Source organism: Candidatus Thiodiazotropha sp. AKAK2, assembly GCF_058244685.1.
In genome coordinates this window covers 75177-90538 of sequence record NZ_JBSYOP010000027.1, presented here as the reverse complement: position 1 = coordinate 90538, position 15362 = coordinate 75177, and the positions used below count along the sequence as shown (strand labels likewise).

Below are 15362 nucleotides of genomic sequence, written 5' to 3'. Positions count from 1 at the left end.
CCATGGATGGGTCCTTTCGACTTTGGCTTAACACAGAATATCAATCAGTTATCTAAAACTACCCAAGTCTGACTGTTTTTAACAAATGCGTCATAAAAAGACGCTACAGATCACAATCCCTATCCGCTAAAGGAATTACTATACGCTGATTTTTTCAAGCAGTAGTCCCATATGTTACGACCCAATCTGGTTATTACGCTGGCCATAGCTCTGTTGACGCTGATGATCTGGAATCTGCTCAGCGGAAGTTCCAGCGAGCCGCCCTGGCCAAAACGCATCCAGGGTTTTTCATTCTCTCCGGTCAGAGCCTGGCACGATCCGAGTCTTGGCCACTACCCGAGTGAAGCGGAGATTGAAGCGGATCTGTTGCTGCTGTCGGATAAGACTTATGCGGTACGTAGCTACTCGGTCAGCGGCAGTTATCGGGAAATACCCAGACTGGCTGAAGAACAGGGTCTGAATGTGGCGCTCGGCGCCTGGATCGATGGTGATCAGGCAACAAATTCAGAGGAGATCGAAAACCTGATCTCACTCAGCAGACAACACCATAGAAATGTTGTCCGCGTGATGGTCGGTAACGAAGCCCTCTATCGTGGTGATATCACACTGCAACAGGCGATCGACTACCTTACCCTGGTAAAGCAGCGGGTCTGGGCGCCGGTCAGTGTTGCTGAGCCCTGGCATATCTGGTTGGAGTATCCGCAGCTGGCTGAACATGTGGACTATATTGCAGCCCATATCCTGCCTTACTGGGAGGGGCAGTCTGTGGATGCTGCCGTCGATTTCACTGTTCGCACGTTTGAAAAGCTGCAACAGACCTTCCCGAACAAGCCGATCGTGATCGCCGAAGTAGGTTGGCCCAGCAACGGCAGGCCAAGGCGCGAGGCTACACCATCGCAAGCGAACCAGGCCAGCTTTCTAAGGCGGTTTTTGCAGGTAGCGGAAGAGCGAGGCTATATCTACTACGTGATGGAGGCGTTTGATCAACCCTGGAAAGAGCGGCAGGAGAGTGGGGTTGGTACCTACTGGGGTGTCTACGACATCGACAGGAATGCCAAATTTACCTTTTCCGAACCGGTTGTCGATGTACCTCATTGGCGTGAGTTGGCGGCTATTTCGATTCTCTTCGGTGTTATTGCTCTGCTGTTCCTGTTTCGAGACAGCGAGGGTTTACGCTCCAGTGGCCGGGGTTTTCTGGCACTGGTTGCCTATGCGGCAGCGACTGGTGCGGTATGGATGTTCTACGACTATACCCGGCAATATATGACGCTGAATACCGTACTGGTAGGTATTGTGCTATTTATCGGCATGCTGGGTGTTCTGGTGGTGCTGTTTGCCGAAGCCCATGAATGGGCAGAGTCTTTGTGGTTGCGACAGTGGCGCCGGCAGCCGAAGCGTAAGCAGGTGAATGATGATGATCTGCCAATGGTTTCAATACATGTGCCGGCCTACAACGAACCACCGGATATGATGATCGAAACCCTGAATGCTCTGGCCAAGTTGGATTACCCCAACTATGAAGTTCTGGTTATCGATAACAACACCAAAGATCCACTGGTATGGAAACCGGTTGAAGCACACTGTGAAAAACTGGGCCAGCGGTTTCGTTTTTTTCATCGATCACCATTGGCCGGATTCAAGGCCGGGGCATTGAATTTTACCTTGCAGGAGAGCCATCCCGATGCCCAGGTGATTGCCGTGATCGACAGTGATTATCAGGTTGAGGCGAGTTGGTTGCGTGATCTTGTGCCGCTGTTTCAGCGCCGTGAGACGGCCATAGTCCAGTCGCCGCAAGACTATCGGGATGGCAGTGAAAGCTGTTTCAAGGCGATGTGCCTGGCTGAGTACCGCGGTTTTTTTCACATCGGCATGGTTACCCGCAATGAGCGAAACGCGATCATACAGCATGGCACCATGACCATGGTCAGACGTAGCGTGCTGGATGAGATTGGCGGTTGGGGAGAGTGGTGCATTACAGAGGATGCCGATCTTGGATTACGGGTATTTGAGCAGGGACATGAGGCGGTCTATATCCCTAAGAGTTATGGCCGAGGCTTGATGCCGGACACCTTTCTCGATTTCAAGAAACAGCGTTTCCGTTGGGCCTATGGTGCGGTTCAAATCCTCAAGCACCACCTGGGGATGCTGTTTGCAACCAGAACCAGCCAGTTGACCCCGGGTCAACGCTACCACTTCATAGCCGGATGGCTGCCCTGGTTCGCAGACGGCTTCAATCTGTTTTTCAATATCGCCGCGATCACCTGGTCCGCCTGCATGCTGATCTGGCCGGTGGATTTTACCGCACCATTGCCGTTGTTTGCTGTACTGCCGATGAGTCTGTTCGTGTTTAAGATCTTGAAGATGTTTTTTCTCTATCGACGTCGCGTTGAGGCAACGGTACGCCAGAGTATCGCGGCAGCACTGGCAGGTCTGGCACTCTCCCACACGATTGCTCTAGCAATCGTGCAGGGTATCTGGACCAGCGGTTTACCCTTCTTCAGAACGCCCAAACAAGCCAATAACTCGGGGCTATTAAAGGCATTGCAGGATGCCCGTGAAGAGGCGCTGTTCTTTCTCGCCTTGCTGTTGGCCGCGACGGTGATCAATTGGCAGTATGGTGCTGATTCCCCGGACGCGCAGATTTGGTCCATCGTGTTGTTGCTGCAGGCCATACCCTATGGTGCGGCAATCATTGTTTCCATGATCAGTGCCTTTCCTAACTTGTCGGCAAGGATTGTGGGTCCGATGGGTGTGATGCCTGATACGCTTGAAGGTCAAACTACAGAGATCGACCCTGGTTTATTATTGCAAAATCCGGACAAGTAATTTTCATGTCATCAATTCAAACTCCAGTTTGCCGGTTATTGGATCACAATCCCGCTCTATTTCCATGAAAAATTGAGTGGATTTTCTTAGAGGTTTTCTACCGGGAGACACTGCCAAGTGGCTTGCCGGGTGAATGGATAACTACTATTCTGCATAGCCACACGGTGAATCCAATCTGCAACGACCATCGTAATAAATAGAGTGCGTTCGTTGCACACTGTTTATCCTCTGTACTTGATTTTAAACAACAATGAGGTTTTGGAATGGATTTGGTTTTGCCTCTCCTGGCCGTTTCAATTGCATTGGTATCGATACTGTTGGCGCCCAAGGCGAATGGGGAGGGAGCTTTCTACAAAGGACTATCACCTGCGGGAGAGACACCTGGTTTGGTCATGTTGATCTTTTCCCAGGTTACGACCTGGATTTTTGCCCGCTCACTGATGAATGCAGCGATCCTCGGTTTCTACTACGGTTTGTGGGGTACGCTTGCCTACGGGCTCTACTATCTCTCATTTATAACCGGTGGCATGATTATCGATGATCTGCGTTTTCGCAAAGGTTACGACAGCATTCAGGCCTTCTTGTTTGATCGATTTGGCGAATGGGGTACGGGTTGCTACAACCTGGTAATCGGGGTGAGATTGACCAGTGAGGTATTTGCCAATTTACTGGTAATCGGCATTCTGTTTGGCGCGGCCGGCAGTGGCTCTTATGCCTTGGCGGTGGTGGGTCTGGCTCTGGTGACCCTGACCTACTCCATGCTGGGGGGGCTGCATGCGTCATTGAGAACCGATCTGTTCCAAATGGTTATCTTCCTGGTTGTCTTGGTTATGTTGTTGGTACTGGCCTTCAGCGGCGGGCATGTGAGCCTCGATAATCTACTGTTCAAACCTTTCGAGATCGATCAACCTGGGCCGATCCTGATGCTGGTGGCACTGCTGCAGATCTGGAGCTATCCAATGCATGATCCGGTGATGATGGATCGGGGCTTTCTCGCCGATCGACAGACGACGCGCCGTAGTTTTTATCATGCCGCCTGGATCAGTATGAGCTGCATACTCTTATTTGGTGGCTTGGGAATATTAGCCGGATCGCAGGCGGCAACAGGTGAGGCCATGAATGATGTTCTGATGCGCCTGCTGGGTGATGTGCCGATGTTGCTGTTCAATGCTGCGTTGGTGATTTCCGCCATGTCGACACTGGACAGTACGCTTTCAAGCTCAGCAAAACTGGTGGTTGTGGATATGAAATTCCTTTCACCCACGATGAGAAATGGGCGTATGGTGATGGCGCTATTTATGTTGCTGGGTCTGTTGATGGTCTTCGTCGGTAACAAGGATCTGTTCAGTGCTGTAGCGGTTAGCGGTACAGCCTCCCTCTATCTGGCACCGGTGATCTTCTTCTCTCTGTGGCGGAATTGGGAGCGAATCCCCGTTTGGAGTTATTTGGCAAGTTTTACACTCTCAATCACTGGAGCTGTGCTCTATTTCATGGAGTCCACCGGCTACACCATGTGGCTGGGAGAGAGTCATAAATACACCAAACTGCTCACGATATCCTTGAGTGTGTTAATTCTGGGGTGTTTGATGTTTTGGCTTGGGCGCCGGCAGAGTGATACCTATAAGACCATCCCTGCAAGTGCCAGTGATTACTGAGCGGCTGGCAACTTCAGGTTGACGAGGGAGTTATAAGAGTGACTGATAGCGCCGTACTCAATCTGGGTTGTTTTGAGCAGGCTGTAATGATCTTTGGCGGTCCCTATGGAAACCTGCAAGCGACACAGGCTCTATTACAGGTTGCCACTGAGCTGAAGCTACCGCCAACACAGGTGATTTGTAATGGCGATTGTGTTGCCTACTGTGGCCAACCGGCAGAGACCGTAAAGTTGATCAGAGAGTGGGGGATTCCTGTCGTTATGGGGAATTGTGAGGAGTCTCTCGCAACAGGGCGTGAGGATTGTGGCTGCGGTTTTGAATCCGGCAGTCGCTGTTCAGTGTTGGCAGAGTCCTGGTATCCCTACTGCAGTGAACAATTGAACGAAGCGGATAAAGCATGGATGGGGACACTGCCTAAGGCAATCCAGTTCACAATGAATGGCCACAGCTTTCATCTCGTGCATGGTGCAGTCAGCGCAATCAACCGATTTGTTTTTGCTTCATCTCCGGCGGATATAAAGCGGCATGAGTTATCCTTGGCCGGCACCGATGTATTGATTGGTGGCCATGCTGGAATCCCGTTTGCTGAAAAACTGGAAAACAGATATTGGCTGAATAGTGGTGTGATCGGTATGCCAGCCAATGATGGAACCCGGGATGGTTGGTATCTACTGCTCATACCCAATGAGGACTCTGTTAAGTGTCAATGGCATCGATTGAAAACTGATTACCGACAGACCCGGCAGGTGATGAAGCGGGCTGGTCTGGATAATGGTTATTGTCAGGCATTAGAGAGTGGATTGTGGCCAAGCATGGATGTTTTGCCGGAAAGTGAACGTGAACAACAGGGAAGGGCGATTACACTTCAGCCACTCTCATTGTGATAACTTATCAAGTGTCAGGTTATTTTAAGCTTGTCTGTTTGATTTTACTGCAGGGTTATGGATGTTCATTGAGAGACCGCTCGAAGCAGGTTAACAGGCCCGAACTCTTCCAGCCGCTTCAATCCCTCCTGATTAATCACAAACAGTGAGCCGACGTAAGCCATCGCATTGACAGATATCTTCTGCCAGCACTCTGTCGTGCGTGGTACCAGCAGCATCCATTGTTTCGTCACCAGTAGATTGTAAGGGGTTGAGTGGTGTTGCTCCTTTGAACCGGCCAATCTGGTGATCTCAAGGCGTTCCAGCATCCTGTGGTAGAGATGGTGACAATGGATTGCCGCCTGTTCCGGGTTATTGAACAGGCCCTCCGGCAGGCAGCAAAAGGCGTGTTTGAACGGCAGTTGGGTGAGTTGTGAGATTGTGTCGGTTTCACTCTGTTTTGCAAAAACCGCTGAGAATGGGAAGGGTTCTGCTTCTCCGTAGAGTGGTAAGGGCGCCATTTGCAGATGCTTGTGTTTCTGGCTGGCGCCGGCAGCTTCCCCGGCATTGTAGAAACCGAGACTGGGATACTCCGGCAGGCAGTGGCAGAGCGCAGAAAAATCCGTCATGGTCAGCAGACTCTGCTGTGATTCGAACTGTCGTGTGACAATCAGCAGGTGATGTTCAACCACATTGAATTTATTCAGTACGGCGATATGGGATGTGGAGATGTCACATACCGTCAACGCGGCTTCCGGCGGTAGAAACGGATTGAAATCGGGCGCTACTCTATTCTGATCTCTCTTGCGCTTGATGTTTTCAGCAACCCGAACCGTAAAATTCAAGCCTTGCTGCCGGATGTTGTAGGAGTGGGTCTCGATGGTAAGCAGGCTTTTATTGTCAATGGCCTGTTGAGTCGTGTCGACGACCTTCCTCCACAGGGTGCCTTTTTCAAGCTCGATTGACATACTTGATGACAGCTTTGTATCAAATATCCGCTTGAGTGTGTGTCATCCGCTGATACAGCTCTGGCAGTAGGTTGGTCACCGTATCGACGATCGCCTGGGTCTGCGGATCAATCTCAATGTTCACCCGGTCACCGATTTGACGACTGCCGATGTTGGTGCGCTGCAGGGTTTCCGGGATCAGGTTGACTTCAAACTCATTGGCCGCCACATCACCGATTGTCAAGCTGATGCCATCGATGCCTATGTAGCCTTTGGTGAAGATGTATTTTGTCCAGGCATGCGGCAGGGAGAATCTGATTTGATGATTGTTTTCGGAGGTCCTCACATCAACCACCTGGGCGGTACAAAGGATGTGCCCCGACATGGCATGTCCACCTATCTCATCACCATATTTCGCAGCGCGCTCAAAGTTGACCGCATCACCTACCTCGAGTTCACCAAGGTTGGTAATGTTCAGGGTCTCCTGCATCAGATCAAAATCGACCAGTTCACCGTCGATCCGGGTTACGGTCAGGCAGCATCCGTTATGGGCAATGGATGCCCCCGGGGTTAATCCAGTCAGCGCCTCTGAGGGGAAGCGTGCCCGGTGTGTGCGGAAGTTATGTTTCTGTTCAATGGCGACAATTTCGGCGGTGCCCTGAACAATACCGGTAAACATCAAAAATCTCCTCAACCGATGGTGTGATTCTGCATATGATAACAACACAGAAGCCGGTCTGGTCAGTAACTGTTCGAACCCTGTTCCTGACGGCCGTATAGGGTACTGTAGAGGCCATTGTTCTCTATCAGCTCATCATGCCGTCCCTCTTCGACCACCAGGCCATCTTCAAACACCAGTACCCGGTCCGCCTGTTTCACGGCGCTCAATCGGTGTGCAATGATAATCGTTGTACGCCCGTCGAGAAACACCTGCAGAGCCGAGTGAAGGTTGCCTTCTGTGGTGGTGTCGAGTGCCGATGTGGCTTCATCGAGTATCACCACACTGGGATCGGTCAGGACCATTCGGGCAATGGCCAGGCGTTGCCGTTGACCGCCGGACAGCCTGACGCCAAAGCGACCTATCAGGGTTTCCAGCCCCTGTTCCATCTCCATGATGGTATTTTTCAGTTGTGCAATCTCCAGAGCCTGCCAGAGTTTTTCCTCGTCAATATCCTTTCCTAGGGTGAGATTGATTCTGACACTGTCATTCAGTAGAGCCGGGTGTTGCAGGACGGTGGCCACATGGTCGCGCACGATGTCCATGCCGATCTCTTCAACCGGTACATCATCAAAATAGACGTGACCGGACTTCACCGGGTAGAGACCCAGGATGATCTGTACCAGGGTGGTCTTGCCGCCACCACTGGCACCGACAAAGGCTACTTTTTCTCCGGCGGCGATGTTCAGCTCAACCCCGTTGAGTACGGGGGGGCCGTCGCCATAGGCGAATTTCAGATCCTGCAGGCGCAGACTGACCGTTTTCTTTCCTTCGAACGGATTTTGCTTATGCGGATAGCAGGGCTCCAGGTCGACCTGCATCATAGCATTGATTCGACCGAGCGCGGCCTGGGCCCCGTTATAGGAATACTGAATGTTCAAGACCTCCTGAACCGGCCCCATCATAAACCAGAGGTAAGCGTAGACACCCAGCATTTCGCCAATGGTGAGATCTGACCAGAGCACCATGAACATACTGACACCGCGAAAGATATCGAAGCCGAACAGGAATATCATGAATGAGAGTCGATTTGCCGCATCGCTTTTCCAGGTGAATGCGGCTGAATGCTTACGGATATTATCCGCCTTGTCGATAATGCGGTGTATGTAGTGCCGTTCCCGATTACTCGCTCTGATCTGTTGAATGGCATCCAGTGTCTCTTCCAGGGACTCCTGAAAAGCCTGAAATGCTGAGTTCTCCCTTTTTTTGAGATGTTTGACTTTGCGTCCGAATATCGTGGTGAAGTAGATCACCAGGGGGTTGAGAAACAGGATGAACAGGGCCAGTGGCCAGTTGATCCATAACAGCACCACGGCTGTACCGATGATGCTCAATGCCGCGACCAGGAATTTACTGGTGGTGACACTGACAAAAGTGTCGACCGCTTCCAGGTCGGTGACCAGGTGAGAAGCGACTGTGCCACTGCCCATGGTTTCATAAGAGGACATGGAGATCCGTTCCAGCCGATGCAGCAGATCCCGGCGGATATGGAAAATCACATCCTTGGCGATCCGGGTAAACTGCCAGGTCTGCCAGACGCCGAAGATGAGGGCAAAAATACGCAGAATCAGGGTTAAGACCAGGACCGCCATAATATAGAGCACCGGGCCATGCCAGTGCTCCGGAAACAGACTGTTCATGATGCCCACAGCTGTTCCGGGCTGATTGAGCAGAACTTCATCAACCAAGAGTGGAATCAGCAGTGGAACCGGAACGGCAGCGACAGCTCCCAGGATCGCAATCAGGTTGGCGGCAACCAGCTCCCGACGATGCTGAAACACCATCTGGGTCAGCTCGCTCCAGCGGTAACTCTTCTCCCTTATGGCAGGCGGTGAGGCGATCTGATCGGCATCAATACTCATAACAGCGAAGTCTGGCCTTCATCCGTCGTAGCGCTTCAATCCGGTTCTCTGCTTCACTGACCCGATCCTGTTCGGAGTATTCTGCAGCACCTGAATAGCCCAGATAGGCCAGTGCGCCTGGGGCCCAAACAGCACCGACAAAAATCGAAGCTCCGGCATATGGGTCTTCATAGAATCCGGGTTTGGCACTGTATGTATCGGATTCAAGACTGGCAAGCTGCTGATCCAACTGGCGACAATTCAGCCTCTCATCACCTGCTTCAAAGGCTGGTCCCATCGGGCGTGGATAGAATCGGGTCTCACTGCTGTCGGCAGGTTGGGTCGATTCAGGCTGTTCGGCTGTCCTCGTCGAGTTTATTAGAAGGGGATCTATCGGGCTGGGATGGTTATCGATTTCAGCCATCAGATTCTGTGAAAAGAGAACCAGAAGGGTAGAGATCATGAGTTTGAGTGGGATTGTTTGCATGATAATTCACCTCCGGTGCCTATTAATCAGTCAAGCAGTTGGCCTGAATACATGAAAAAACATGCATATTACGAGCCAAAACCCCGGATTCAATGGCTGAAATCCTCTCTTTTTGAATGCGATTTAAGTCAAGTTTCCAGTCTGTCGTCGAAAATGAGTGAGCTTGATCCAGGACCGCCGGTTTGCTGTCAATTCACTCCTGGTGGGGATCAGGTCAACGGTGTGATCAGCCTCAGAGTACTGACTCATTGAAATCATAGATGAGGTTGCTCTCCGGTCTCTGTACAAAGTTGCCCTGTACATAGTCGGCGCCGCTGCTCCACAACAGAGCGATACTGCGTGGATCCTCAACCTGGGGAGCAATGACTTTGATGTTGCGTTTATGCACCATTTCAACCAGCTGTTTCACCTCATCCCCGGCATCGAGCAGGAGACTTCTATCCAGTTTGATATAACTGATCGGCAAATGTTGCAGTACCCGTTCGGTTTCCGGGTTTATGGAGACCCGGGTTAAAAGGGTGGAGATGCCCATTTTTTGCAACACTTCGAAACAGATCTTTGCCGATTTCATTGATTTGGCAACTTCATGAATATTGAATTCGAAAGTCAGCGTGTTTGGGGCCAATTGCCCGCCGCGCCGCTTGTCTTTTAGCCAGGTCAGTCGCTCCATGTTGTCCAGTAGATCGGCTGATTGAGAGACGAACAGATGCAGTGGCGTACCCTGTTTTCGGTGTTCATTGATCACGGCTATGGCACGCCGGGTTGTCCACTGGTCTACCTTACTGATCAGACCGGCTTCTTCTGCGGCCGGTATGAAATCGGCTGCCGCATGCAGGTTCCCGTCAGGTTCCTGCAGCCTCAGCAGGGTTTGGTAGTGGGCGAGGGTGGATCCCTGCAGGGCCACCACAGGCTGGAAGAAGACTTCAAAATAGTCCTCATCCAGGGCTTTCAGGATCAATGCCTCCATATCGTGGGCTTTGTCCTCTTCACTCTCGCTCTTTTTCTCAGGAACAAAGACTTGTACCTGATTACCACCCGCTTCAGTGGCCTGACGACTGGCGATCTGTGCATGTGCAATGATCGCACGGGAATCCTGATTTCCCGGTTCCACCGGGTAGATGCCGATGCTGAGGGTTACACCAAGGGTGGTGTTTTCAACTTCGATGATCTGCTGACTGAGGTGCTTGCATAGATTTTCGCCAAGTGCTGTTAGCGCCGCCTGATCACTACGCATGACAAGCAGACTTAGGCTGCTGTTACCAAATCGGGTCAGAATATCCTGTGATGTCAGCTGGTTTTTCAGGTGTTTGGCGACTTCCGCAAGCACTACGTCCAGCCCGCCTATGCCGACCGAGGCAACCAGGTCTTCCGGTTTATCGATCTTCAGAAAAAATACACCGGTCACCTCGTTGAGGGCTGAATCCGAAAGCAGTAGCGCATCCAGGCGTTCCAAAAGATAGTTTCTGCTGTGCAGACCGATCTCTTTTTCACTGCGGAAGTGGCCTGGCAATCGATGACTGAGCTGACTGGCGCGCCGTATCCTGTTGGTTACCGTACTGATCAGATGTTTCGGGGCGATCGGTTTGGAGAGGAAGTCTTCACCGCCAAAGCTCAATGCCGCCAGCTGTTTATCCAGATCCTGTTCACCGGAGAGGAAGACGATCGGTATGTCGACGTATTCATTCTGTTCCCTGATCACCGCCGTCAGTTCTGATCCACTGGCTCCCGGCATGTAGAGATCCATCAGAATCAGGTCCGGCTTGAACTCATTGAGTGCGTCCAACACTTTGAGGGGATCGGTAACGCTATGACAATCGAAATTGGCTTTGCTGAGTATCGCGTCGGCAAAATCTGCCTGGGCAGGATCGTCTTCAACGATCAAAATCCGATAATTCTTATGGCTACCGGTGGTGGAGAGCTCTTCGATCCGCTTTGCCACCAGATAGGGATCAACCGGTTTGGACCAGTAACCGCAGGCATCGACCCGCATCGCAGCCAGCCTTGTCTTCAGGTCTGATGAATCGGCGATAAAGGCCACGGGAAGACCGGGTAGACCGTTACTCTTGTTCCATAATCCACCTGATTTCGATTCGGGAAACAGCTCATCAAGCATATCAACATGGCTGATCAGGAAATCGGCCTCGTTGGGATCGAGGTCATAGTGACGGATGATCTCGGCAGGTGTCTCAATCAGTACAGCTTCAAGATTCTTGGCTTGAAAGTTTCTCATCAAACCTGCGGCAAGTGATTCTTCTATGCCCAGCAGATAGACTTTATGTTCTCCATTGAGTCGCTGGCCATCCTCCGCTGGAGCCTCTTGCTGCTTACTCGCCAGAGCTTCAGCCTGTTGATTACAGGCTTGTATCGAGGCATCTTTAAACGCATGGATCAGCCCGTCCAGGGCCACCACGTCGTCATGTTGGGGCTTCAGGCCGGTATTATGGTAGTCGCTCAGATGGCCAATCAGTGAGTTGCCGCTCTGGGTGATTTGCGGTACACCAAACTTGGTGCCCGATTCGGCAAGGGTGGAGATTCGTTCGATCAGGGTGTCGATCAGGTTCCCTTTCCAGTCGCTTTGTACCAGCTGATGCCAGTTTTCCAGGATGGCTGAGATCCTGCCGGGTACCTGATTGAGAAAAGATTCGATCAAGCTTGTGCTGGCGGCTGTTTTACTGGAAATATCACTGCTCATAGGGGTCGAGTCTTTAGCCCAGGGTTGATGACGAATGAATTTTTGGCGCAAAACCGGCAAGCGGCGGTGTGTCCATCCTTACAGGAAACTTATGTTATCCGAAGTGCTACCTTCGATTTTAAGTCTAACTGTTTGTCTCTAATTGAGAATAATAACGTTTTGTGGTGTTCGCCGAAAGGGGGGATATCATTGATAGGTTGCTTTTTTAGAGATTTTAACAACTCTGTGGACACAGAGTGGCAATCTCTCTCACCGCATATTGATTCAAGTAAACGGTTGATCGCTGAGCGGGGATAATTCAGTGATCAGATATCGGTCGTCTTCAACCTCCCAAATGATGTTGAAATCATAAAGCCGCATCCCAAATCGGTTACGTTTTTCTTGCTCCAGATAGGATGGACGGGGATTGTTGGACAATATCTGATAAATGAGCCGTTTCAGTTGGGTAATCTGATCAGCAGAGTGCTTTTGTAACTCAGACTCAGCTTGCCGGCTGAAATTGAGTTGAATCTCTTTGCCAGGTGGTGTCGGTGCAAAACCGGCTGTAGCATCCGGGATGGCGTCGGAATAGGGTACATAGGGCTTTATATCCAGCACAGGTGTGCCATCCAACAGGTCTACGCCGCCCAGCTTCAGTTTGATCTGTTGTGCCGAGAACTCCAGATCGATCAGCTTCACCACCGAGAGTCCGATGGGATTGGGCCGAAACGGGCTGCGTGTGGCAAACACCCCGACACGCTGGTTTCCACCAAGCCGGGGTGGGCGTACAGTCGGTTTCCACTGATCCCTGATCGCCGCGTGAAACACAAAACTGAGCCACAAGTGTGAATAACCCTCGATATCACGAAACGCCTCCGCACGATTGTAGGGTGGGAGGATAGTCAATATCGCCTCGGCCTCAGGGATCAGCCCCGACTGACGTGGGATACCGAACTTCTCCTTGAAGCAGGATTGGATAATACCGATGGGTTGGAATTCAAATTTCATGAGGGGTTGAACTGGATGACTTTCTTCAGCGGATTGAGATTGATTTCATCAAACACAGTGCCTGGATGGGCGTTCAGTACCCAATGGACCGCCTCTGCGATATCCTCAACCCGCAGGTGGTTTTCCGGGGCATCACCCGGCCTGAAATCCAATTCGTTGAAGAAATCACTGGCAACCATACCCGGATTGATCAGGCAGACCCGGGCTCCGCTGGTACTGCATTCAGCCCGCAGGGACTGGGCAAATCCCCGCAGCGCGAATTTGCAGGCACTGTAGAGGCTGCCTCGCTTGCCACCACTCAGGGCTGATTCGGATCCGATGATGATGATGTCACCTCGGCCCAGCTTTTTCAGCTGGGGAACCATCGCTCTGGCAGTATAGATGTGCTGTGTCAGATTGACATCGATCATCTGGCGGATCTGTTGAAATGAGAACTCCTCAAGTGAACCGAATTGACCATAGCCAGCATTCAGAACAACGCCATCAAGATCCGGGTGGGAGCGAATGATCTGATTCAGACAGTCAGGTAAACGCTCTAGATCGGACAGATCGAATGTTACCTTGTGAAGCCGGTCTGGTGGATCAGTCCATGCACTGAAATCCCGTCCAATTCCGACAACCTCATTGCCCTGCTCAAGCAGAGATCGGGAGATGGCCTTGCCAATGCCGTGGGTGGCGCCGCTAATCAGCAACTTCCTTCTGGCTTGATCACCCATCTTCAGAGACCTTTTCGATAAATTCCCTGATCAGGGAAATTTGATCTGTTATCAAACTGTTTACCCGTTTGGCGTTAATCGTTTCAATCCCGTTTTCGGGATTGTCGGAGACAACCTTGAGAATATGCACACGATCCAGAGACGTTGTTGGCGTCAGGGATGCGAGGAATCCTGAAGACTCCATATCATAGGCCATTTGTGGTTGGTAGACAGCCTGAGGCGATGCAACACAATTCAATTGTCCGTGATTTGCAATTGAACCTGCCGGGCTCTGTAGTTTCCAATGCAAACCGTCTGGCGTTGTAACCTGATTGGCAAGCAGCAGTTCTCCGGTGGCCAGGGAGCCGTGACCACAAATCCCAAGATTGATCCAGACCGGTTGGCTTCCCTTGGGGGTCATCGCTTGCAGATAGCTGATCGCTGGCTTTATCGATTTCAAACCGGGACCTGAAATGGCCAGATGGATGCCTTGTGTCGTGTAGAGCGGGATGGTGCCAACCGGCTGATGCCGTTGCAAAGCAAAACACTTGATCAGTGGTTTGGCTTCTGCAGGCAGGGCAGTGAGCAGATTTAGTTGTCGCCGGTGTTGCAAGCTGGCAACTCCTGTTGATATTGGGTATGGATCGCCATGAAATGGTCAGCGCGCTCCTGATGGCCACGTTTTTCGGCGCCCTGGCTGAGGATCAAGCACTTCTTGCAGAGTGTTTCAATGGCAGCACACCGGTCAGCATGATTCAAATGGTGGTTATCGAGCAGCTTCTGCAAAGCGTAGACTCGGAAACGGTCCATTCCCCAGTGTTTCCGTGAAAGCTGATCCTGGTGTCCACCAGTTTTGACAACCAATGGTTTTTCTACGAAATCCACCGCTTCTTTGGCGCAGATTCGAAGCCAGAGATCATAATCCTCACAGGCTGGTAAATGGGTGTCGAAGAGGCCGTACTCCTGGAAAACTGAATGATGTATGAGTGCAGCGGATGGGGAGATCACGCATAATGGTAGACACTGCTTAAAGATGTGCCCACCCTGTTTGGCGTGTTTGTTCATTTGATTAACCCGGACTCCATTTCTGATCCAGATTTCATCCGTGTGACTGATACGAAGTTGAGGTGAGCGGTTCAAACTCGCCATCTGCAATTGCAGTTTTTCCGGAAGCCATGAATCATCAGAGTCGAGCAGCGCCAGCCATTCACCTTTGGCGTGCTGGATACCGGTATTGCGCGCATGGCTTACGCCTGAATTGGCCTGCGACAGATAGATCACATCCGGGTAGTCCCGTTCAACCACTGTTTTGGTCTCATCCTCAGAGCCATCATCAATGACGATCACTTCCAGAGGAGGATGGGTTTGGGCGAATACGGAATCCAACGCCCGGGGGAGGGTGGAGGCGCGGTTGTAAGTGGGGATGATAACCGATACAGACATCCCTGAAAGCCTAACCTTTAAGCTTTCGGTTGTTAATATGTTTATTGAAATTGTGAGGCAAGTATTAAAAAAAGCAGTATTTATTAAATACCCCAAGCCAGACAAACTGTAATAATTGCTTTATACTGACAAATGGTGTTTGCCGTTGTAAGTGCTAATGAGGGATTACTAAGTGCTTATTTGGAAAAGGATTTTTCTGAACATAATC

At 51.2% G+C, this 15362-nt stretch carries 12 protein-coding genes; 3 read left to right on the top strand and 9 right to left on the bottom strand.

Annotation, left to right across the window (positions count from 1 at the left end):
• Window positions 1-171: 171 nt before the first annotated feature.
• The 3 genes from AC4IE8_RS11915 (at window position 172) to AC4IE8_RS11905 (ending at window position 5365) form a co-directional block, all read left to right on the top strand.
• Window positions 172-2826, top strand: a complete 2655-nt coding sequence (locus AC4IE8_RS11915; RefSeq protein ID WP_068993783.1) for a glycosyltransferase — start codon at window positions 172-174, stop codon at window positions 2824-2826.
• Between the two features lie 263 nt (window positions 2827-3089).
• Window positions 3090-4481, top strand: a complete 1392-nt coding sequence (locus AC4IE8_RS11910; protein ID WP_490791099.1) for a sodium:solute symporter family transporter — start codon at window positions 3090-3092, stop codon at window positions 4479-4481.
• Between the two features lie 38 nt (window positions 4482-4519).
• Entirely contained in the window at window positions 4520-5365 is an 846-nt protein-coding gene (locus tag AC4IE8_RS11905) for a metallophosphoesterase family protein (protein WP_490791098.1), read from the top strand.
• A gap of 65 nt (window positions 5366-5430) precedes the next feature.
• Here AC4IE8_RS11905 and AC4IE8_RS11900 read toward each other — a convergent pair whose 3' ends face one another.
• From AC4IE8_RS11900 to AC4IE8_RS11860, 9 genes are all read right to left on the bottom strand, one after another.
• Window positions 5431-6312, bottom strand: coding sequence for an ATP adenylyltransferase family protein (locus AC4IE8_RS11900; RefSeq protein ID WP_490791097.1), 882 nt, complete (start codon window positions 6310-6312; stop codon window positions 5431-5433).
• Window positions 6313-6331: 19 nt separating this feature from the next.
• Window positions 6332-6970: a riboflavin synthase subunit alpha gene (locus AC4IE8_RS11895; RefSeq protein WP_490791096.1), complete on the bottom strand. Its 639-nt coding sequence runs from the start codon at window positions 6968-6970 to the stop codon at window positions 6332-6334.
• Window positions 6971-7032: 62 nt separating this feature from the next.
• Window positions 7033-8871, bottom strand: coding sequence for an ABC transporter ATP-binding protein (locus AC4IE8_RS11890; RefSeq protein ID WP_490791095.1), 1839 nt, complete (start codon window positions 8869-8871; stop codon window positions 7033-7035).
• Window positions 8861-9337 carry a hypothetical protein gene (locus tag AC4IE8_RS11885; RefSeq protein WP_490791094.1) on the bottom strand — a complete coding sequence of 159 codons (477 nt, stop codon included), beginning with the start codon at window positions 9335-9337 and terminating at the stop codon, window positions 8861-8863. Before AC4IE8_RS11885 ends, AC4IE8_RS11890 begins: the two co-directional genes overlap by 11 nt.
• A 232-nt stretch (window positions 9338-9569) precedes the next feature.
• Window positions 9570-12029, bottom strand: a complete 2460-nt coding sequence (locus AC4IE8_RS11880) for an EAL domain-containing response regulator (RefSeq protein ID WP_068993768.1) — start codon at window positions 12027-12029, stop codon at window positions 9570-9572.
• 264 nt (window positions 12030-12293) lie between these two features.
• A complete protein-coding gene (gene tsaA / locus AC4IE8_RS11875) occupies window positions 12294-13016 on the bottom strand; it encodes a tRNA (N6-threonylcarbamoyladenosine(37)-N6)-methyltransferase TrmO (RefSeq protein WP_068993761.1) in 723 nt (240 codons plus the stop codon).
• Window positions 13013-13732 carry an SDR family oxidoreductase gene (locus AC4IE8_RS11870; RefSeq protein ID WP_068993758.1) on the bottom strand — a complete coding sequence of 240 codons (720 nt, stop codon included), beginning with the start codon at window positions 13730-13732 and terminating at the stop codon, window positions 13013-13015. Before AC4IE8_RS11870 ends, tsaA begins: the two co-directional genes overlap by 4 nt.
• The gene (locus AC4IE8_RS11865) at window positions 13725-14324 is read right to left on the bottom strand and encodes a hypothetical protein (RefSeq protein WP_490791093.1); all 600 of its coding nucleotides are present in this window, start codon (window positions 14322-14324) and stop codon (window positions 13725-13727) included. The genes AC4IE8_RS11870 and AC4IE8_RS11865 overlap by 8 nt, the downstream gene beginning before the upstream one ends.
• Window positions 14303-15154, bottom strand: coding sequence for a glycosyltransferase family 2 protein (locus tag AC4IE8_RS11860; RefSeq protein WP_068993752.1), 852 nt, complete (start codon window positions 15152-15154; stop codon window positions 14303-14305). The genes AC4IE8_RS11865 and AC4IE8_RS11860 overlap by 22 nt, the downstream gene beginning before the upstream one ends.
• Between the last annotated feature and the right edge of the window lie 208 nt (window positions 15155-15362).

Excerpts from the sequence above, each read along its gene's own strand:
- AC4IE8_RS11915 (WP_068993783.1), top strand. The coding sequence starts at position 172 with ATGTTACGACCCAATCTGGTTATTACGCTGGCCATAGCTCTGTTGACG.
- AC4IE8_RS11910 (WP_490791099.1), top strand. The coding sequence starts at position 3,090 with ATGGATTTGGTTTTGCCTCTCCTGGCCGTTTCAATTGCATTGGTATCG.
- AC4IE8_RS11900 (WP_490791097.1), bottom strand. The coding sequence starts at position 6,312 with ATGTCAATCGAGCTTGAAAAAGGCACCCTGTGGAGGAAGGTCGTCGAC.
- AC4IE8_RS11895 (WP_490791096.1), bottom strand. The coding sequence starts at position 6,970 with ATGTTTACCGGTATTGTTCAGGGCACCGCCGAAATTGTCGCCATTGAA.
- AC4IE8_RS11890 (WP_490791095.1), bottom strand. The coding sequence starts at position 8,871 with ATGAGTATTGATGCCGATCAGATCGCCTCACCGCCTGCCATAAGGGAG.
- AC4IE8_RS11885 (WP_490791094.1), bottom strand. The coding sequence starts at position 9,337 with ATGCAAACAATCCCACTCAAACTCATGATCTCTACCCTTCTGGTTCTC.
- AC4IE8_RS11880 (WP_068993768.1), bottom strand. The coding sequence starts at position 12,029 with ATGAGCAGTGATATTTCCAGTAAAACAGCCGCCAGCACAAGCTTGATC.
- tsaA (WP_068993761.1), bottom strand. The coding sequence starts at position 13,016 with ATGAAATTTGAATTCCAACCCATCGGTATTATCCAATCCTGCTTCAAG.
- AC4IE8_RS11870 (WP_068993758.1), bottom strand. The coding sequence starts at position 13,732 with ATGGGTGATCAAGCCAGAAGGAAGTTGCTGATTAGCGGCGCCACCCAC.
- AC4IE8_RS11860 (WP_068993752.1), bottom strand. The coding sequence starts at position 15,154 with ATGTCTGTATCGGTTATCATCCCCACTTACAACCGCGCCTCCACCCTC.